Genomic DNA, 22,963 nt, shown 5'->3' with positions numbered 1-22,963 from the left:
GCACTCCCTGGATATTTATCACCATGGCTCTTTATTATAAATTATACATTATTCATTATAAATTAGCCGTTGCCGTGGCGGCGGCGCTGTTGTTCGCGGGCGCGGCGCGGGCGCAAACGGCGAGGCTCGACATGGCGTGGCCAACGCCGAACACGGCTTTCATGCGGGGCAGGGGAGTCGAGGCGTATATCCAGCCGACGGCGTCGGGCGTGGTCGCGTCGGGCTTGTATGGGGGCACGCGCAACGGCGGGCGGCGTTTTCACGAGGGGATTGACTTGAAGCCGACGCTGCGCGACACGCGGGGCGAGCCGCTCGACGCGGTTTTCGCGGTGCTGCCGGGCGTGGTGCGCCACCTCAACCTCATCCCCGGAAACAGCAACTACGGGCGCTACATTGTGATCGAGCATCCGGGCGTGTCGCCCGCGGTGTATTCGTTGTATGCGCACCTGAGCGCGGCGCAGCCGGGGTTGCGCGCCGGCGACACGGTCGCGCGCGGGCAGCGCATCGCGACGATGGGGCGCAGCTCGGATGTGATCGCAATTCCGAAAAGCCGCGCGCATTTGCACTTCGAGCTTGGCGTGCGGCTGACTGACAATTTCCAGCCGTGGTATGACGCGCGGGATTTTGGCGGCAAAAACAAACACGGCGTCTGGAACGGAATGAACCTGATGGGGTTTGATCCGCTGGATTTTTTCAGCAAATGGCGGGCGGGTGAGGTTCCTGATTTTCGCGCGTATTTCTCGCGGATGAAACCGGCGGTGCGTGTGCGTTATGTCACGCGCGCGGTGCCCGATTTTACACGGCGCTATCCGGCGTTGCTGACCAAGCCGGTGCCGTCCGGCGGCGTGGGCGGCTGGGAGATTCTGTTTAACGAGACGGGGATTCCCTTCGCGTGGACACCGCTTGGCGAGACGGAGATTGCGGGCATCGCGGGCGAGGCGCGGATAACCTGGAAGGACGACGCGATTCTCAAGGCGTGGCGCTGCAAATCGCTTGTGCTTACCCAGCGCGGCGCGCCCGTGCCGGGGCGCGATCTTCGCGCGGTGCTGGGATTGCTTTTCGTGCAATGATGCCGTTTGCGAACTGGTTTTAAAGGAGGCGTTCCCGTCGGGTGCGCGGAACGGCGGACTCACCCCGCCGTTGACGGCCCGCGTGGATGAGGGCCATCCGTGGGGTGCGGTGTGTTTTCATTAATTTCATACGCGAAAATTGTGATGAAATTCATGTTGTGTGCGGTATGTTATAAAATTATGAAATTATAATAAAAAAACTGATTAATATTATTTTGTTTAATTATATTAAAGGTTTTTTTAACATTACGCCGAGGGCGCCTTTTTATATCCCGGCACGGTGTCGATTTTGATTAGTTTTATTCTGAACATTGCCCGTAAATAATTCCCTCGTGGGTATTTTTTCGAGTGTCGTGCATTGTGATTATATAAATGCAAATATTCGTTTCATTTTACTCCATTTTAACCGAACGAACTGCTTTTATAATTTACTATATTATTGATATGTTTTTTCATCGGGCGGTTTGGTAGCGGGGCGTTTTCCATTTTAAGAATTAAATAAATGACAGTTTGAAGGAAACTAGAGCCATGAAAGTGAATCCAGGAACACCATGATTTTTTTCGTTAATTAATCCATGCCATGCGCCGTCCTGCCCGGGTTTTCGTTTCTGGGCGGCAAACACAGTAATGCCATGAAAACTATAAAACATCCCGCATCATATCGGATGACTCTCCGTGGTTTGCGCGCCCTCGCCGCGCCCTTCCTGCTGGCGTCCCTCGCCGTGCAGTCGCCCTCGCAAACTGTGACAATTATCCCCCCCGGCTACAGCTACAATATTTCATCACCCGGAAGCTATGCGCTTTCCGGCACGATTGGCTCCGGGAGCATAACGGGATCGATGACAGGCGTGACGCTCATCATCTACACCGGCGCGCGTGTGAATTCGTCCGGCAATGCCTTGAACTTTCTTCAGGGCGGCGCTGACATTTACAACTCCGGCACGGTCATTAGCTCGTCGGACTACGGTGTTTTTTCAGCCACCAATCCCTCGTCCGTCACAAACTACGAAACAGGCCTGATTCAAGGCCGCTCGGCCGGCATTTACATGCGGGGCGGGGGCACGGTGACAAATACCGGCAGAATCATCGGCACGCTGTATTATGGCATTACCGGCAGCGGTGTTATCACAATCACGAACAGCGCCGCCGGCCTGATTAAAGGCGACAGCACGGGCATTTATATTAACTATCCGCCAAACGACGCCACGCTCATGAATAGCGGCAGCATCGTGGGCACAAAGGCAACTGGCGTTTCCGGAGTCCGCAGCATCACAAACGGCACCACCGGCCTGATTCAAGGATTCTATACAGGCATTTCGGATGTGACCACGCTGGTTAACGACGGCACGATCACTATTACTAACACTGATCCCACGGAGCACAAAGTTCGCCATGCCGTCAACATCAGCAATGGCTCCGTCACAAACAACGAGACCGGCCTGATTCGTGGCTATTCCACAGGCATTTACATGTCAAGCAGCGGCACGGTGGAGAATAGCGGCACGATCCTCAGCGACACGTATAAAGGCATCGACAGCATTAGCCATGTCGGCACGACAATCGTAAACGCCACCACCGGCCTGATCCAAGGCCTCAACCATGCCATAAGCTTTTATGACAGCGGCACGGTGACAAACAGCGGCAGTATCATCAGTTTGTATGATGGCATCAATGGTTGGAAATATGCAGTGATCACAAACAACGACACCGGCCTGATCAGGGGCCTCGCCAACGGCATCACCATGCGGGATGGCAGCACGGTGACAAACAGTGGCACGATCATCGGCACGGGATCCTTCGGCATCAATGCCCGGCTTGATTACCCACCCGTCTATTTGGATGTGGCGATCACAAACAACGCCACCGGCCTGATCCAAGGCGGCGTTACCGGCATCTATTTTGAGGACAGCGGCACGGTGACTAATAGTGGCATTATCACCGGCTCGCGGGCCTATGGCGTAAGAACCGGCAGTGATTCAACAATTATAATCACTGCGGGCCTGGTCCAAGGCGGCTCGGCTGGCATTTTCATGGGGGACAGGGGCACGGTGACGAATGAAGGCGTTATCACCGGTTCGCTGGCCTATGGCATTGCCGCCGGCGCTGATGCGACAATCACAAACAGTGCCACGGGGGTGATCCGGGGCGGCACCACGGGCATTCTGATGGGAAGCGGGGGCGTGGTGACGAACAGCGGCACGATCATCGGCGAGCGCGCCCGGAGCATTTTCATGGGGGCCGGGGGCGTGGTCACGAACAGCGGCGCGATTATCGGCTCGGGTGACTTGGGCCTTGAAGCCGGCGATGACACGACAATCACCAACAATGCCGCCGGCTTGATCCAGGGCGGCACCTTTGGCATTTCCCTTGGGGCCGACGGCGCGGTGACCAATTACGGCGTGATCTCGAGCGACGGAAACGGCTCCAGCGGCATTTTGATGGGGGACGGGGGCACGGTGACCAATAGCGGCACGATCAAGGGTGTCGGATACAACGCCAGCGGCATCACCGTCACCGATAATGCAATAATCACGAACAGCTCCACCGGCCTGATTCAAGGTGAATGGCAGGGCGTTTATCTGAAAGGCGGCGGCACGATCACGAACAGCGGCACAATTCACGGCGAGGGGACCGAGGGCATTAGCGGCTGGAGCAATCTGACAATCACAAATGACATCGCCGGCCTGATCCATGGTCGCACTTTGGGCATTTCTCTGTGGAGCAGCGGCACGGTGATCAACAGCGGCACGATCTTCAGTGAGATGCTATACGAAGGCATAGACGCCCGCGAGAATGCAACAATCACCAACAACGCCACCGGCCTGATTCAAGGCGGCGGGCATGGCGTCAAGGTGGGAAACAACAGCACGGTGCTCAACAGCGGCACGATCATCGGCGGCGATTACACCCCCCCCAGCGCCGGTGTCGCCGCCGGCCATGACACCACAATCACAAACGCCGCCACCGGCCTGATCCGGGGCGACGCTTATGGCATATCCCTGGGCGACGGCGGCACGATAACCAACAGCGGTCGAGTCACCGGCACCGACGCCGCCAGTTACGGCATCGCCGGCGGCAATAACGTGACAATCACCAACAGCACCTCCGGCCTGATTCAGGGCGTCGCGGGTGGCATTTCGCTGTTGGACGGCGGCACGATCACGAACAGCGGCACGATCATCGGAGGCATCGAGGCCGGCATTAACACAACAATCACAAACAGCGCGTCGGGCCTGGCCCGGGGCATGACCCTCGGGGACGGAAGCGTGGTGGTGAACAGCGGCACCACCGGCGGCATCACCGGCGGCGACGACGTGACGATCACGGGCGGCGCGGGCCTGATCCAAGGCATATCGCTGGGCGCCGGGGGCACTGTGACAAATGACGGCAAAATCACCGAAGGCATCACAGCCGGCGATAATGCGACAATTATAAACAACGCGACGGGCCGGATCGAAACCTTCGGCGAAAGGATCATTTTGCTCGGAGACGGGGGCTCGATCACAAACAGCGGCACCATCATCAACATCGTGCAAGAACTCGGCGTCACCGGCGGCGATGACATAACAATAACAAACAATGCCACCGGCTTGATCCATGCCGATTTTGACGCCATTTCCCTGGGTGACGGCGCCACGATTACAAATGCCGGCACGATCACCGGCGAGTCCTCCTCCGGCATAAATAGCGGCGTCGATTCAACCATCACAAACGCCGCCACCGGCCTCATTCAAGGCGGCGTCACAAGCATTTACTTGGGGCGCGGCGGTGTGGTGACAAACAGCGGCACGATCATCGGCACGCGGCCAAGCCTCCATGGCATTCAAGGCGGCGATAATATAACAGTCACAAACAGCACCGCCGGCCTGATTCGCGGCGGCAGGAATGGTATTTTCCTGAGGAACGGAGGCGTGATCACAAACAGCGGCTCAATCATCGGCGAGTTGAGCGATGGGGTCTCCGGTTACGATGGTCTGACAATCACAAACACCACCGGTGGACTGATCCAGGGCGGCATCGACGGCATTTCCTTGGGTTCCGACGGCACGGTCACCAATAGCGGCATGATTATCGGCACGGGGTTGCATGGCATTAAGGGCGGCGACAATACAACAATCACCAACGCCTCCACCGGCCTTATCCAGGGCGGCTCCATTGGCGTTTCTCTGGGGATCAACGGCGCGCTTGTGAACAGCGGCACGATCATCGGCGAAATCGGGGCGGGCGAGGGCACGACAATCACAAACGACGAGGGCGTGATCCAATACCTCTCCATGAAGGACGGCGGAGGGGTGATAAATCGCGGCGTAATCCTCGACGGCATCAGCGCCGGCGATGACACCACAATCAGCAACGCCGCCGACAGCCTGATCCGGGGCGGCACCGCCGGCATTCTTCTGGGTGACGGCGGCGTGGTGGCGAACAGCGGCACGATTCTCGGCACGGGCTCGGAGGCCTATGGCGTCACCGCCGCCAATAACACCCTCGTCACAAACACCACCGGCGGCTTGATCGAGGGCATCCACGGCGTGCGATTTGTCGCCAGCGGAACGGTGCTCAACGCCGGCGTCATCTCCGGCACCGGGGCCAACGGCGCCGGTGTCTATTCCAACGGCGCCGCCACGCTCGTGAGCAACACCACCGGCGGCCTGATCAGCGGCAATTATCGGGGGGTGTATCTTGGCGGCGGCGGCATCGTGCTCAATGCCGGCACCATCTCCGGCCCCGGCGCCAAGGGGCCTTTGGATTCCGGCGTCTCCTCCAACGCCAACGCCACGCTTGTGAGCAACACGACCGGTGGCCTTGTCCTGGCCAATTACTATGGCGTGCATCTCATCGCCGGCGGCACGGTGCTCAATGCCGGCACGATCACCGGGGTCGGAGTTTACGGCATAGGCGTTTATTCCAACTCCAACGCCACGCTCGTTAGAAACACGACTGGCGGCCTGATCCAGGGTGTCGAACGCGGCATCGCCTTATGGGCCGGCGGCACGGTGTTCAATTCCGGCACGGTCTCCGGCACCTACGGCGTCTATTCCCACGACGGCGTCGGATCCGTGGATAACGCCGCCGGCGGTTTGATTCAGGGCGTCACCCGCGGTGTGCAACTTGCCGGCGGCGGCATCGTGGCCAACAGCGGCGCCATTGCCGCCACCGGCGCCAGTGGTTTTGGCGTCCATTCCTCCAGCAACGCCACACTCGTGAGCAACACCACCGGCGCCCTGATTCAGGCCGGCCTCCGCGGTGTGTCTCTCGGTGGCGGCGGCACGCTCACCAATGCCGGCACGATCTCCGGCACCGGGGCCGGCGGTTACGGCGTCTATTCCCTCGCCGCCGACACGCTCGTGGACAATGCGACCAGCGGCCTGATCCGGGGCGGTTTTCAGGGCGTGTATCTCTCCAACGGCGGCACGGTCACAAACAGCGGCACGATTCGCAGCGCCAACGACTACGCGGTGCGCGTCAACAACGGCGGGGCGCACATCACCAACACCGGTGTCATCGACGGCGGCATCCATGCGGGCGGCACCACCAATGTTGACAACCAGGGCCTCGTCAGCGGTGGCCGCGGCACCGTCATCGGGGCTGATTCCACGCTCGCCAACACCGGCACCATAGACGTCACCGGCATTGCGGTCATCTTTGAAGGCGCGGCGGACTTCGACAACCAAGGCCTCGTCCGCGGCAGCCTCACCGGCGTGCGCCTCAACGTTGAGGGAGGCACGCTCACAAACAGCGGCAGGATTATCGGCACGGGATCCTCCGGCATCAGCGGCGGCAATGACATGGTTATTACCAACAGCGCAACCGGACTGATTCAGGGAGGCAGGCGCGGCATTTCCCTGCAGGACGGTGGCACGGTGACCAACAGTGGCACGATCGTCAGCACGCAAAATCAATCACAAGGTATTTACGCTGGCGGCAATTCGACCATTACAAATAATGCCACCGGCCTGATCCAAGGCGACTGGTATGGCATTTCCCTTGGAGACATTTTCCTTGCCGGAGTGGGCAACGGAATGGTGACCAATAGTGGCACGATCATCAGTGCGAGCGACGGCATCCAAGCCTACAGTAATGCGACAATCACGAACCATGCCACTGGACTGATTCAAGGTGATTACGGGGGTATTTCCCTGTGGAGTAGTGGCACGATTATAAACAGCGGCACGATCATCTGCATCGAAATCGGTTGTATCACAAGTCACAGTTTGTCTTCACCCGCAACAACTACAATCACGAACCACGCCACCGGATTGATTCAAGGTGCCTTTGAGGCTATTTTCATTGAGGATCGAAACACGATTACGAATACCGGCACGATCCTTGGCGTTGTAAGTGACGCCATCCATACGAGATCCATTGATACAGTGATTACAAACACCAACGCCGGCCTGATTCGGGGCGGTCACGCGGGTATTTCTTTGTGGGAAGGCGGCACGGTTACCAATAGCAGCACAATTCTCGGCATGGCGGGAACCGGTATTTCCGTCGATGGTGACGCGACAATCACAAACCACGCCACCGGCCTGGTCCAAGGTGGCACTGGTGGCATTAGTTTGTGGACCGGCACGATGATAAATAGCAGCACGATCATAGGTGAGGAGGGCGTGGGCTTCTACGGTGGCTATAATGTGATAGCGACAAACCACGCCGCCGCATTGATTCAAGGCGGCGGTGATGGCGCCCTCATGAGGGAGGGCGGCACGCTCACGAACAGCGGCACAATCCTCGGCACGGGATCCGCCGGCATTCGCGGCGGCCCTTATGTGACAATCATAAACAATGCCGCCGGCCTGGTTCAAGGTGGCGCTGATGGTATTTGGGTAAGAAAAGAGGGGTGGGGATCGTCGGACGACTACGGCACGGTGACGAATAGCGGCACGATCATTGGCACGGAGTCCCACGGCATTGGTGGCGAAATTAATTTAATAATCACAAATTCCGCCATCGGTTTGATACAAGGCGGCTCGGCAGGTGTTTTTTTGGAAAATAGCGGCATGGTGGCCAACAGCGGCACGATTCGAGGCGTCAACGACTACGCGGTGCGCGTCAACAACGGCGAGGCGGAAATCACCAACACCGCCGCCGGCGTCATCGACGGCGGCATTTATGCGGGCGGCATCACCACCGTTGACAACAAGGGCCTCGTCACCGGCGAGCGCGGCGCTGTCATCGGGGTCAGTTCCACACTTGCCAATACCGGCACAATCGATGTCACCGGCACGGCGGTCATCTTCGAAGGTGTGGCGGATTTCAACAACCAAGGCCTTGTCCGCGGCAGCCTCGCTGGCGTGCATCTCGTCGTAGGCGGCACGGTGGCGAACAGCGGCACAATTATCGGCACCGAGGTCCACGGCATTGAAGGCGACGATAGTAGTATAATAATCACCAACGCCGTCATCGGCCTTATCCAAGGAGGCACCGCGGGCATTTCGCTGGCGAGTGGAGGCACGGTGTTTAATGCCGGCGTCATTTCCGGCTCCGGCGCCTCCAACGTCGGCATTTATTCCGACTCCGCCGCCACACTTGTGAGCAACACGACCGGCGGACTGATCCGGGGTGTTATCAGTGGCGTCGATTTATTGGCCGGCGGCACGGTGCTCAATTCCGGAACGATATCCGGCTACGGCATCGAAATCCTTGGATACGGCGTCTATTCCCACGCCGGCATTGCATCCGTGGTTAACGCGCCCGGTGGCCTGATTCATGGCGTCCTCTGTGGCATACATCTTGGTGGTGGCGGCACGATCGCGAACAGCGGCACCATCGGCGGTAATTTCGGCGTCGAGACCGTCGGCAATGCCGCGTTCGTGAGCAACACGACCGGCGGCTTGATTTGGGGCATCAACCGCGGTGTGTATCTCGCCGCCGGCGGCACGGTGCTCAATGCCGGCACGATCTCCGGCACCGGAGCCAACGCTCACGGCGTCTATTTCCTTATCGCCGACACCTTCATGGAAAATGCGGTCGGCGGCTTGATTCATGGTGTCAACTACGGCGTGTTTATTCCCAACGGCGGCACGCTGGCCAACAGCGGCACGATTCGCGGCGTCAAAAGATACGCGGTGAACGCCGACAGAGGCGTGGCGGCCATCACCAACGCCGGCGTCATCGACGGCGGCATCTACGCGGGCGGAACCACCAATGTCGGCAACCAAGGCCTCGTCAGCGGCAGCCTCACCGGCGTGCATCTCGGCATCAGCAGCACGGTCGCGAACAGCGGCACGATCATCGGCACGGGAACCGAGTCCCATGGCATTTATGCCGTTGGCACCGTGGCAATCACAAACACCACCGGCGGCCTGATTCAGGGCGCCGTGGCCGGCGTTCACATGCAGGGCGGGGGCACCGTGACAAACGCCGGAGTGCTCAGCGGCACGCGCAATGCCTTCTTTGGCGGGGGCTACGGCGTGTATGCCGCCAATGCCGCCGCGCACATCACCAACGAGGCCACCGGCCTGTTGCGCGGCGAGTCCGCCGGACTGGCATTGACGGTCGGGGGCGTCATTATCAATTCCGGTTCGATCCTCAGCACGGCCTTCTACAACCCGGACGCCGTCGGCATCCAGGGCGGCGGCGCGCGCGTTCAACTCACCAACCATGCTACCGGATTGATTTGGGGCGACCGCTTTGGCGTCCGGCTGACGGACGGCGGCGAAATCACCAACAGCGGCACCATCGAAAGCAACGAATACGCGGTCACCAGCGTGAACGAGTCCATGCTGGTCTCCAACACCACCGGCGGACTCATCTTGAGCGAAAGGGGCGGTGTCCTTCTGCAAGCCGGCGGCACGGTGCTCAACAGCGGCACGATTGACAGCGCGGTGGGCATCCACGCCCTCAACACCGGGGTGGCGATCGCAAACGCCACCGGCGGCCTCATCCAGGGCGGCACGCTCGGCATCCGCTTGCAAACCGGCGGCGAGGTCACCAACAGCGGCACGATCATCGGCGGGGCCGCTACCGGCGTCAGCAGCCGCGACGAGGCGACAATTACAAACGACGCCACCGGCCTCATCCAAGGCGGCATGTTCGGTATTTTCCTGGGATCCGGGGGCACGGTGACGAACAGCGGCGCCATCCGCGCCCCGGGTGTTCCCGGTGATTTCTACGCGTTCGGCATCGAATCCGAGGACGAGGCCGTGATCACGAACAACGCCGGCGGCCTGATCCAGGGCGCCGATGTCGGCGTCGGCCTGGTATACGGCGGCACGTTGACAAACAGCGGCACCATTAGCGGCATAACGGATTCCGGCGTTCTCTCCGAGGAAGGCAGGACCGTTGTCATGAACATGGTGGGCGGCGTGATTCGCGGCGGCGAATACGCCGTCGATTTGCTCGGCGATGACGACGAGGCGCACGAGGTGCATCTCTGGAACAGCAGCACGCTGGCCGGCAAACTCTCCATCGCCGGCACCGCCTCGCAACTGGTGCTCAACGGCGCGTCCGGCAGCGAACAAGCCTACACCTCGGCGGTCACCGGCCTCACGACCTTCACCGGCACGCTCGTCAAGCAGGGCGCGGGCTCGTGGCTCATGGACACCGGCGGCATCGACATGCGCGCCGTCGATGTGCGCGAAGGCCTCCTGACCGCGCTGTGGGACATCACCCAACTCAACGCCGCCGCCGTGAACATCGCCGCCGACGCGACCCTCGCCGTGCGCGCCACCACCGACGCCACCCTCGCCAACACACTCACCGGCGGCGGCCTCGTCAACCTCCTCAACACCTCCCCGACCGACGCCGTCACCTTCAGCCTTCAGCCCTTCAGTCCTTCAGCCCTTTCCTTCACCGGAACAATCGGTGTCGGCGGAGACGCGCAAATGGCCGTGTTCAATTTCAACGACGCCGCCGAAACCACCCTCGCCGACGCCACCCTCTGGCTCGCCGACAACTCCGAGACCACCCTCAATGCCGACCGCTCCATCGGCGGCCTCAACCTCGACGGCGGCACCTTCATCGTGAAAACCGACACCGCCTCCGCCTCCGGCGTCGAACCCCACCTGCTCACCGTAAAAACACTCTACGTCAACGAAACCGACCTCACCGCCTCGACGACGATCGGCATCGACACCGACCTCCTCTCCGGCGTCCCCCAGTCAGCGGACCCGCGCATCGGCCTCGCGGGAAATATCTTCGACATTGATGTCGTCAAGTCCGGCTCCTTCCTGCGCGAGCGCACCATCGTCCACTCCACCGAAAGCGGCCCCGAGGACGGCATCGCCTTCGACCTCGTCGATAGCAACGGCGACCCGATCCACTCCGGCACCTCCTCCATCACCTACGGCGAGGATTCCGGCGGCGGCCCCGTCGGCAAAAACACCTACGGCTACAACGCCATCACCCAGGACGGCGACATCCTGCTCAACCACGGCCTCGTCTCCATCGAGTCACTCAGCGACATCGAAAACATCGTCATCGATCCCGCCGACGCCATCGACGACACCCTCAGCGCGCAACTCACCGGCGCGGGCGCGGCGGGCTTCGCGTTCACCGGCAGCCGCACCATCGTCCTCGGCCACACCGACAACGACTACACCGGCGCCACGCTCATCACCGGCTCCGCCACGCTCACCACCGCGGGCATCGACAACGTCATCGCCAGCAGCACGAGCGTGACCATCACCGCCGGCGCCGCCTTCGACACCGACAACACCGACCAGGCCCTGCGCAACCTCTCCGGCGCGGGCGCCATCCACATCGGCGACGGCTCGCTCGACATCATCAACAACACCGCCGGCCTCGTCTTCTCCGGCACGATCGACGGCGCGGGCGCGCTCACCCTCGCCGCCGGCGGCGCGCTCATCCTCACCGGCAACAACACCCACACCGGCCTCGCCACAATCGAAACCGCCGCGCACCTCCAACTCGGCGCGGCGGGGGAGGGCGGCGGCGCCTCCGGCATGATTGCCAGCGCCGCGGTCGCCAACTCCGGCACGCTCACATTCAACCGATCCGACGCCGTCACCTACGCCGGCGCGATCACCGGCGCGGGCGACCTCGTCCAACTCGGCGGCGGCGCCACCACGCTCACCGGCGCGAACGCCCTCACCGGCAATCTCGTCGTCAAAAACGGCTCGCTACAAATCGGCTCCGGCGCGACCGACGGCTGGGCGGGCGGCGTCATCGCCGCCAACGCGCAAATCAGCTCCGGCGCCACGCTCTTCCTCAACCGCTCCGACCGCGTCACCGCCACCGGCACGATCGACGCGGCCGGTTATCTCCGAGGCGCGGGCGACCTCCAACTCGGCGATGCCGGCGCCGGCGGCGTCATCATGGTCGCCGGCAGCGGCTCCGTTAACATCGCCGGCGCGTATGTGCAAAACGCCCGCTCCTCGCTCGCGCTCGACGCCTCCGGGCGCGGCCTCGCCGACGCCTTTGTCGTCGCGTCGTCGGCGACGGTCGGCGGCACGCTCAGCGTGCGCGGATTCGCCGCGGGCTCGGCTGGTTCCTCCGCCAGCGCGGTTCTCGCCAACAACAACCAAGTGCTCCTCGAAACCACCACGGGCACGATCTCCGGCGCCTTTGCCAGCGCCACGCTCGACGGTTTCGACGGCTCCGGCCTGCCCAATTATCTCCTCGGCAGCATCTACAAATCCGCCAATGCGAGACAATACCTCGCCGGCATGACCCTCTCCTGGTTCGGCGCCGCGGCATACAGCCACGGCACGTTCACCATCGGCGCGGGCGACACGTTCAATGTTGACGTGGCCATCGGCAACACCACCGCGCACGCCGGCTGGGACGGCAAATCGCTCACCAAGCTCGGCGAGGGCGCGCTCATCCTCAGCGCGAGCAACACCTACACCGGCACGACCCTCGTCAGCGGCGGCTCGCTCGACATCACCAACTGGACGGGCGCCACCGCGCGCGTCCTCGTCGGCGGCGCCGCCGGCACAAGCGGCACGCTCAATGTCAGCGGTTACCTTGGCGGCGCGAGCGATCTTTACGTCGCCGATCAAGGCGCCGCCGCCATGACCATCTCCGGGAGCGGCGTCGTGCAAAACACCACCGGCGCCATCGGCAACAACACCAACGGCGTCGGCGTCGTGACCGTGGGCGGTTCGGGCCACTGGCTCAACACGGGCATCCTCTCCGTCGGACGTTACGGCTCCGGCAGCCTGGCGATTGTCGGGAGCGGCAGCGTGCAAAGCGCCACCGCCTACATCGGGCGCTTCGCCAGCGGCAAGGGCGCCGTGACCGTGTCCGGCTCCGGTCTCTGGAACAACACGGGCAACCTCTTCGTCGGCAACAGCGGCACGGGCCGCCTCTCCATTTCCGACGGCGGACGCGTCACCATCGGCGGCACCTACCGCCAAAACGCCATGTCCACGCTCGCGCTCGACGCCACCGCTCGCGACCGCGACGACGCCTTTGTCGTCGCCTCGTCGGCCACGGTCGGCGGCACGCTCAGCGTGAGCGGGTTGAGCATCGGCGCGGATTTCTCCAAGGCCAGCGACGTTCTCGCCAACAACAACCAAGTGCTTCTCGAAACCACCACCGGCACGATTTCCGGCGCGTTCGCCAGCGCCACGCTCGACGGCTTCGACGCCGCGAGCCTGCCCGATTATATCCAGGGCGGCATCCGCAAATCCGCCAATGCGAGACAATACCTCGCCGGCGTGAGCCTCTCCTGGCTCGGCGACGCGCCGGGCAGCCACGGCACGTTCACCATCGACGCGGGCGACACGTTCGACGTTGACGTGCCGCTCGCCGACACCGCCGCGCACGCCGGTTGGGACGGCAAATCGCTCACCAAGCTCGGCGCGGGCGCGCTCATCCTCAGCGCGAGCAACACCCACACCGGCACGACCTTCGTCAACGGCGGCACGCTCAACATCACCGACTGGACGGGCGGCAACACGCGCGTCATCATCGGCGAAACCGCGGGCGACAACGGCACGGTCAACGTGAGCGGTTATCTCGGCGTCGAGGCCGGCCTTTCCAACAACGGCTATCTTTATGTCGGCCACACCGGCGCCGGCGGCCTGGCGATTGTCGAAAGCGGCAGTGTGAAAAGCGCGTTCGGTTTCATCGGCGCATATGCCGGCGGCGTCGGCAGCGCGACGGTGAGCGGTTCCGGTTTCTGGAATAATAGATATGGCTTTTATGTCGGCGCCAACGGCAGCGGCACCCTGACGATTGCCGGAAGCGGCAGCGTGCAAAGCGACAGCGGCGAAATCGGAGCCCACGCCACCGGCGTCGGCAGCGTCACCGTGGGCGGTTCCGGTTTCTGGAATAACACGCAATCCCTCACCATCGGCAATAACGGCGCCGGCGGCCTGAGGATCACCGAAAGCGGCGGCGTGCGAAACACCATCGGTTACATTGGCAACAACAGCGTCAACAGCACCGGCACCGTGACCGTGGACGGTTCCGGATTCTGGAATAACACGGGCGATCTCCACGTCGGGCGCACTGGCGCCGGCATACTGATGATTGCCGGGAGCGGCAGCGTGCAAGCCGTCAACGGTTACGTCGGCAACATCGCAAACAGCAACGGCAGCGTGACGGTGGGCGGTTCCGGTTACTTTAACAACACGGGCAATCTCCGCGTCGGCAACAGCGGCACGGGCCGCATGGCGATTTCCGGCGGCGGCGGAGTGCAAAGCGCCAGTGCCGACATCGGCTACGCCGCCAACGGCAACGGCAGCGTGACCGTGGACGATTCCGGACACTGGAACATTACGAGCATGAGCGGCCTCTACGTCGGACGTTCCGGCACGGGCAGCCTGGAGATCGCCGGGAGCGGCAGCGTGCAAACCACCCACGGCTACATCGGTCGCAACGCAAACAGCCACGGCCGCGTGACGGTGAGCGGCTCCGGTTACTTCAATAATGCGAACAACCTCCGCGTCGGCTACACCGGCGTGGGATACCTCGGCGTTTCCGGCAGCGGCCTCGTCAACGTCGTCGGCACGTATCAGCAAAACGCCGCGTCCACGCTCGCGCTCGACGCCTCCGGGCGCGGCCTTGGCGACGCCTTTGTCATCGCGTCGGCGGCGACGGTCGGCGGCACGCTCAGCGTGACCGGATTCACCATCGGCCCGGATCTTTCCACCGCCGCCGAGGTTCTTGCCAACGGCACGCAAGTGCTCCTCAAGACAACCACCGGCGTGATCTCCGGCACCTTCGACAGCGCCACGCTCGCCGGCTTCGACGCCGCGAGCCTCCCCGACTATCTCTACGGCGGCATCCACAAATCCGCCGACGCGAAACGATACCTCGCCGGCGTGAACCTCTCCTGGTTTGGCAACGGCGCGCCCTACGGCCACGGCAACTTCACGCTCGGCTCGGGCAAGACGTTCGAGGTTGACGTGGTCCTCGGCAACACCACCGCGCACGCCGGCTGGGACGGCAAATCGCTCGTCAAACTCGGCGAGGGCACGCTCATCCTCAGCGCGGAAAACACCCACACCGGCACGACGCTCGTCAGCGAGGGCGTGCTGCGCGCGGGCACGGCCAACGCCATCGCCAGCAGCACCGCAGTCGTCGTCAACGGCGTGTTCGACCTGAACAATTATAACCAGCGCGTGAACAACCTCTCCGGCGACGGCGCCGTCACCCTCGGCACCGGCACGCTCACCGTGAACGCCACGCGAAGCTCCACCTTCTCCGGCCTCGTCTCCGGCGACGGCGCGCTGGTGAAGGAGGGCGACTCCACCCTTGCGCTCACCTCCGGCAACACCTACTCGGGCGACACCTTCGTCAACAACGGCGAGCTCTCGCTCGGCGCGTCCGGCGCGCTCGGCGCGACCGGTGCCGCGCGCATCGCGCAAACCGGCACGCTCACCCTCGCGCTAAGCGACGCCGCCTTCTCCAACGCCGCTGTCAACGCCGGCGTGCTCCTCGTCACCGGCAGCGGCGTCACGCTCGCGTCGGACATCACCGGCAGCGGCACCAACCGTATTGAAAACCTGGATACAAACATCACCGGCGACAACACCGGCTTCGACGGCCTGTGGCACATCGCCGCCGACGGTTCCGCGACCGTCACCGCGCAGGACAATCTCGGCGCCGCCGCCACGCGCGTTGACGGCGTGCTCACCGTCGGCACCAGCTCCGACTGGACCTACGCCAACGCCCTCGGCGGCTCCGGCGTGCTCGCGGCCGAGCTCGGCGGCTCCGGCACGTTCCGCTTCGCCGTCGCGAGCGCCGCCTTCGCCGGGGATAATTTCACCGGCGCGGTGCTCGTCAAAAACGGCTCCTTCCTGCTCGACGACGACACCTCCGAAACCGCCTTGCGCAACGCCACGCTTCGCCTCGGCGCGAGCGGCAGCGCGTCCATCGCCTCCAACCGCGAAATCGCCGGCATCGACTTCGACGGCGGCGCCTTTGTCACGAGGATGGTCAACAACGTCATCACCGGCACGCTCATGGTCGGCCACCTCGGCGCGACCGGCACGGGCACGATCGTCATCAGCGGCAGCGGCCCGATTGATTTCGACGCGGATGAACCTTCCCCCGCCTCGTTCTTCGACCAGGACGGCGGCGAAAATCTCCAGCAAGTAATCACCGCCGCCGTCGTTGATAGCGGCGCGGGCGCGCAGCTCACCGTCACCACGATCAGCGGCAGCGCGCTCAGTGGCGGCACGGCCGCGATCAGCAAGCCGGTCATTGAGGCGGGCGGCACGCTCGGAACCGCGTATTACGATTATTTCGCCGTGGTCAGCGACGAGGACGGAAGCCGCGGCGTGTATCTCACCTACGGCCTCAAGCGGCTCGACGCCGACGCCGGCAAGACCATCGTGCTCGACAACACCGGCGCCGACGCCACCCTCGGCGCGCAACTCACCGGCTCCGGCAATTTCGATATGCGCGCCGCCGGCGTCGCGTTCATCGGCAACGCGCTGAGCAACTACACCGGCACGACCACGATCACCAGCGGCACCGTGATCGCCAACACGGACAACGCCTTTGGCCTCACGAGCCTGCTCGAACTCGCCGCCGGCGCCGGCGTGGACCTCGACGGCAACGCGCAAACCGTGGGCGCGTTCAACGGCGCCGCAACCTCAACGCTGAACTTGAACTCCGGTGCGCTCACGATTCTGTCCGGCGGCACAAGCTCCGGCGCGCTCACTGGCGGCGGCACGCTCGCGCTCACCGGCGGCATGTTCGACGTGACCAATTCCAACAGCGAATTCACCGCCGCGATTGAAAACAGCGGCACGCTCAAACTGCGCGAGGCCGACGCGGTGGGCGCGACCGGCGCAATCGAAAACAGCAACCTCGTGTTGTTCGACGCGGCGCGCGGCGTCTTCGCAAAATCCGTCAACGGCGACGGCAACGTGCAACTTTCAAACAGCGCGACAATCACGCTCGCCGGAGCCAACGCCATCACCGCCTCCGGCAGCTTTATCATCGACGCGGATTCGCGCCTCATCGCGAGCGAGGCCGCGAACACCGGCGCGGCTACAATCGCCAACAGCGGCGTGTTTGTCGCCGACAACGCCGCGACATGGGACTTCGCCAACGCCCTCGTCGGCACCGGCACGCTCGTCAAGCAAAACACCGGCAACCTCGTCATCGCCCGCGCCAACGAAAACTTCACCGGCGACACGCTCGTCACGACCGGCACGCTCACCGCCGCGATTGCCGGCGCGCTCGGCTCGTCGGATGTCGGGGCGCAACCCGCGGGCGTTCTTGTTTTCGACGATTTTGACGGCGCCGTTTCCAATAACATCAGCGGCGGCGGCGCGGTCATTGTCGGGGCGGACGCCGATCTCTCCATCGCCGGCGAAAACACCGGGTTTGCGGGCGCGTGGCTCGTGCGCGGCACCGGCACGATGACTTCGCAGGACAATCTCGGCGTCGCCGGCGCGTCCGGCGCGACCGTGGAAATCGACGGCGGTCGCCTCGCGCTGCTCGGCATGGGCGGCGACTACATTTTCAACCACCGCCTGGTCGGCGCGTCCGGCGAGCTGCTCGTGGACAACGCCGGCGGCTTCGGCTTCGGCGCGGCCTCGGTGGTCGGCGCGAATTACAGCGGCACGGTGCGCTTGCAAAACAACACATTCGCGCTCGGCGCGGACAACGCCTCCGCGCTCGCGAACGCGAGCCTGCTCATTGGCGACGGCAACATCACGACCGTCGCCACCGGCTCGCAGCGAGTCGGAAACCTCATGCTGGAAAGCGGCACGATCCGTTTCGCGCTGGACAACAGCGGCACCGCCGCCGCCGGCTTCGTTGACACAAACGCGCTGCACGTCGGCGACACCGTGCTGGTTGTTGACACGGGCAGTTTCAACAACGTCCTCTCGCTCCTGCGTCAGGACGAGGGCCTGGGCGTCCAGCTCGTCAAGAGCGTCGCGCACAGCGGCAAGACCGCGCTCTCCGGCGCGCAGCTTGTTGACCAGTTCGGCAACGAACTCGGCGACGCCACGCAGCGCGACATCACGCGCGGCGACACCGTGACCGCCAGCGGCACTTACAACTTCACCGCGACCGCCGACGAGGGCGGCCTCTTCCTCGGCTACACGCTCACGCACCTGCGCCTGCTCACCAGCCAGACGACGCTGCTGGACAAGGACACCGCCTTCCTTGGCGGCGACGAACTGCACGCCCTGGTCAGCGGCGACGGCAACCTGCAAATCAACGCCGACGGCGACACCGGCGTCATCACCCTGGGCAACGACGGCAACACATACACCGGCGCGACGCTTGTCACCGGCGGCACGTTGAAGCTCGGCGCGTCCGGCGCGCTCGGCCAGACCAGCCTGCTCGAACTCGCCGCCGGCGCCGGCGCGGACCTCGACGGCAACGCGCAAACCGTGGGCGCGTTCAACGGCGCCGCAACCTCAACGCTGAACTTGAACTCCGGCGCGCTCACGATTCTGTCCGGCGGCACGAGCTCCGGCGCGCTCACCGGCGGCGGCACGCTCGCGCTCATCGGCGGCGTGCTCGACGTGACCAATTCCAACAGCGGATTCACCGCCGCGATTGAAAACAGCGGCACACTCAAACTGCGCGAGGTCGACGCGGTGGGCGCGACCGGCGCAATCGAAAACAGCAACCTCGTGTTGTTCGACGCGGCGCGCGGCGTCTTCGCGAAATCGGTCAACGGTGACGGCAACGTGCAACTTTCAAACAGCGCGACAATCACGCTCGCCGGAGCCAACGCCATCACCGCCTCCGGCAGTTTCATCATCGACGCCGATTCGCGCCTCATCGCGAGCGAGGCCGCGAACACCGGCGCGGCTACAATCGCCAACAGCGGCGTGTTTGTCGCCGACAACGCCGCGACATGGAACTTCGCCAACGCCCTCACCGGTGCCGGCGAACTCGTCAAACAAAACACCGGCAACCTCGTCATCAGCCGCGCCAACGAAAACTTCACCGGCGACACGCTCGTCACGGGCGGCACGCTCACGCTGGCGCATCTCGGCGGCATCGGCGACGGCAACGTGACCAACAACGCCGTGCTCGCGCTCACCGCCGCCGGCGCTTACGCGAACACCACGGCCAATGCGGGCTTGCTGGACGTGCGCGTCGCGGGCGTTGACCTGGCGGCGGATATCAGCGGCAGCGGCACCAACCGCATCGCGTCCGGCGCGTCCGCCACGGTCGGCGGCGACAACTCCGGCTTCGACGGCAAGTGGGACATCATCGGCGACATGCTCGTGGGCGAGCAAGACCACCTCGGCGCCGCCGCGACCGATGTCAGCGGCACGCTCCGCATCGAAAGCGACACGGCCCCCGCCTGGACTTACGAAAATGTTCTCACCGGAGCCGGTGTGGTGGCTGTTGACCTCGACGGCGGCGCGTTAAACTTCGCCGCCTCCGCCGGCGCGGATTTCAACGGCGCGCTCAACCTCGTCTCGACCAGGCTCGACTTCGGCAACGATGCCGCGGGCGCGCTCAACGAGCGGGCGCTCGCGCGCGCGACCGTGCGCGCCGGTGCCGACTCGAATGTGCGCGTCGCGCGCGCCGGCGCAATCGGCGGCCTGACGATGGACGGCGGCACGCTGAGCATCGCCATGGACGCGCTCAACCCCGCGCACGTTTTCAAGACCGGCACGCTCGCGGTCGCGGACTCCTCCAGCAAAGTCATTTTCGAGGGCTTCTCCGAGGACTTGACGTCGGACGGCACGCTGCCGCCCCCGACCAACTTCCTCGACCAGGACGACCCCGGCGCGAACGCGGTCAAGCTCTTGGACGCGGACATCGTCACGCAGGAGGGCCAGATGGAAATCCGGCGCGAGGACGGCAGCGCCATCGGCGCCGGTAAGAAAATAAATTACGACGGCGTCGTGATCGCCAATTACGAATACGCCGCCGTTGCCACCGCGACAAACGCCATGGGAGGGCGGGGCGCGGGTCTCTATTACGATTATCTGCTCACCGAGCTCGACATTCAGGGCGGCAAAACGCTCGCGCTCGACACCACCGGCGCGGCGAACAGCGTGCTCGACGCAAGAGTCACCGGCGAGGGCGGTCTGCGCATCAGCGCCACCGGCGGCATCATCACGCTCAACAATAGCGGCAACGACTATGCCGGCGAAACCGTTGTCACCGCGGACAGCGTGCTGGTGACCGGCAAAAACAACGCCCTTGGCAACAACGACAGCCACACCTCGCTCCTGCGCCTGGAAAACAACACCACGACCCTGATCGGCAACACCGCGCAAATCGTCGGCGCGCTCCACACCGCCGCCAGCTCCACGGTCGCCCTCGGCTTCGACGGCGCGCTCACCATTGTGAACGGCGGCGTCGCGGCTGGCACGCTCACCGGCGGCGGCACGCTCGAATTGCGGGGCGGCACGCTCACCGTCACCTCCGCCAACACCGGCTTCGACGCAAACATCACAATCGCCGAATCCGCCATGGCGGACTTGAAGGACGTTGCCGCGCTCGGCGCAAGCAACATCACGGTTGGCGGCACGCTCCGGTTTGATGTCGCCGCGGACGGCGCCATCGCCAACACGCTTGCCGGCGCGGGCGAAATCATCAAAACCAACGGCGGCGCCGCCGTCATCGCGACGGCCAACGCCGGATTCCTCGGCAGCGCGCGCGTCGAGCGCGGCAGGCTCGTCCTCGAGGACATCGCCGCGCTCAACACCGCCGATATTTCCGTCGCCGACGGCGCCACCCTCGAATATCGCACCGCCGCCGGCGTGATGGGCAACACTGTCACCGGCCCGGGCACGCTCGCGATCACCACCAGCGACTGGTTTGCCATCGAGCACGACAACGAGATCGACAACGTCGAGCTGGCCAACGCCGTCGTTCACCTGCGCGCCGCAAGCGCCCTCGGCGGCGCCACCGCCCGCGTGGACGCCCGCGACGACTCCGCCATCTGGCTCGACATTGACAACGCACAACTGGGCGCCACGACGCTCGACAACTCGAAGCTGGGCTTTGTCCATTCCGGCCCGGCCTTCCGGCGCGCCACGCTTGCCAGCCTCTCCGGCGACAATGGCTCGCTGGTGTTCAACGTCGATTTCAGCAACGCCACCGGACTCAAGGCCGATGGCGAGGTGGCCGACCATTTCGCCATCACCAACGGCAGCGCCGTCGGCGCGCACACCGTTGCGGTCAACCCGGTGTCCGCCGACGGCATTCCCGCCGGTGGCGAAACCGCAATCCCGCTCATCACCGACGCCGGGGCCGCGACCTACCGGCTCGAAGGCGAAAAAATCGACTTTGGACTGGCCTCGTTTGAACTCAACAAAGGCTCCGCGGTCCTCAGCGCGTTGAGCCTTGACCCCGACAAATGGTATCTGCTCAACACCGGCCTCTCGGACGTGGCGGACTCGATCATCAACACCGCCTCCATGCTCGCCAAGGACTGGCACTATTCCCTCGACGCGCTTCACCTGCGCATGGGCCATGCCCGCGCCGAACTGGCCGGCGTCGAAAAACCGACCGGCAACCTGTGGCTGCGCGGACGCGGCTACTATTTGAACGCGAACAACACGATCTCCGGACGCGGCTTTGACCAGCATGCCTATGGACTGACCGCCGGCGGCGACAAAGCCTTCCGCGCGCGCAGCAGCGTGAATCTCCTCGGCGGATTTGTTGACATGGGCAACATTGACCGCGACTTCGACGCCGCCGGCGGCGAGGGCGAGACCCGCAATCTCTCCGCCGGCCTCTACGCCACGTGGCTGCGCGACAACGGCTGGTTCGCCGACCTCGTGCTCAAGGTCGATCGCTACAAAAACAGCTTCGAGGCGCGCACGACCGGGGGCCGCCTGGTTCGTGGTGATTACAACAGCAACGCGCAAGGCGTGTCGCTTGAGTTTGGCCGCCGCCTTGAAAACCCCAACGGCTGGTGGGTCGAGCCCGGCGTGCAAGTGGCCGTGGCCTGGCTGAACAGCGCGAGCTATCGCACCACGCCGGAAAGCGTCGCGCTTGACGTAAAAGTGGACGGCTCCCGCGCCGCCCAATATCGCGGCCAGGTGCGTGTTGGCCGTCAGCTCACGAATTCGAAATGGTCGCCCTACGGCAAAATCGGCGTGGTGCGCACCGACACCGACGGCGGCAAGATACACGCGAACGAAAAGACCTTCGCCCCCGACTACGACGGCTGGCGATTCGAGGCCGGTTTTGGCGCGAGCTACCTGATCGACCCGCGCAGCCAGGTGTATTTGGATTATGAATACAACAAGGCGGGCGCCTACGAGCGCCCCTGGTCGCTCAACCTCGGCTACCGCCGCCTCTGGTAACGCAGCGCAGACTGCCAAGTCCGCCTGTTAGTGATCCCGAAAAAAAACCAAGGCAAATCCAACCGCGGATAAACGCAGGCGCACGCGGATAATAAAACCATCGAGCCCCAAACCTAATTGGCTTGGGAATATCTTCGCAACCCCGCGTCCATCCGCGGTTGAAAATTCATCTTTCTCATCCTTCCGTTTTTAATGAAACGGGGAGGCCGTGGCCTTGGAGCA

2 protein-coding genes are annotated in these 22,963 nt (G+C 63.6%); both read left to right on the top strand.

Annotation, left to right across the window (positions count from 1 at the left end; all coding sequences use genetic code 11):
• Positions 1-23: 23 nt before the first annotated feature.
• Positions 24-1,070 carry a M23 family metallopeptidase gene (locus M2447_RS04125; protein WP_277557509.1) on the top strand — a complete coding sequence of 349 codons (1,047 nt, stop codon included), beginning with the start codon at positions 24-26 and terminating at the stop codon, positions 1,068-1,070.
• 632 nt (positions 1,071-1,702) lie between these two features.
• Positions 1,703-22,741 (top strand): autotransporter-associated beta strand repeat-containing protein, encoded by a 21,039-nt coding sequence (locus tag M2447_RS04120; RefSeq protein ID WP_277557508.1) that lies wholly within the window; start codon positions 1,703-1,705, stop codon positions 22,739-22,741.
• The last annotated feature ends 222 nt before the right edge of the window (positions 22,742-22,963 follow it).

Origin of the sequence: Ereboglobus sp. PH5-10 (assembly GCF_029504735.1) — a bacterium.
Lineage (GTDB): Bacteria > Verrucomicrobiota > Verrucomicrobiia > Opitutales > Opitutaceae > Ereboglobus.
This window is presented reverse-complemented; position numbering and strand designations above follow the sequence as displayed.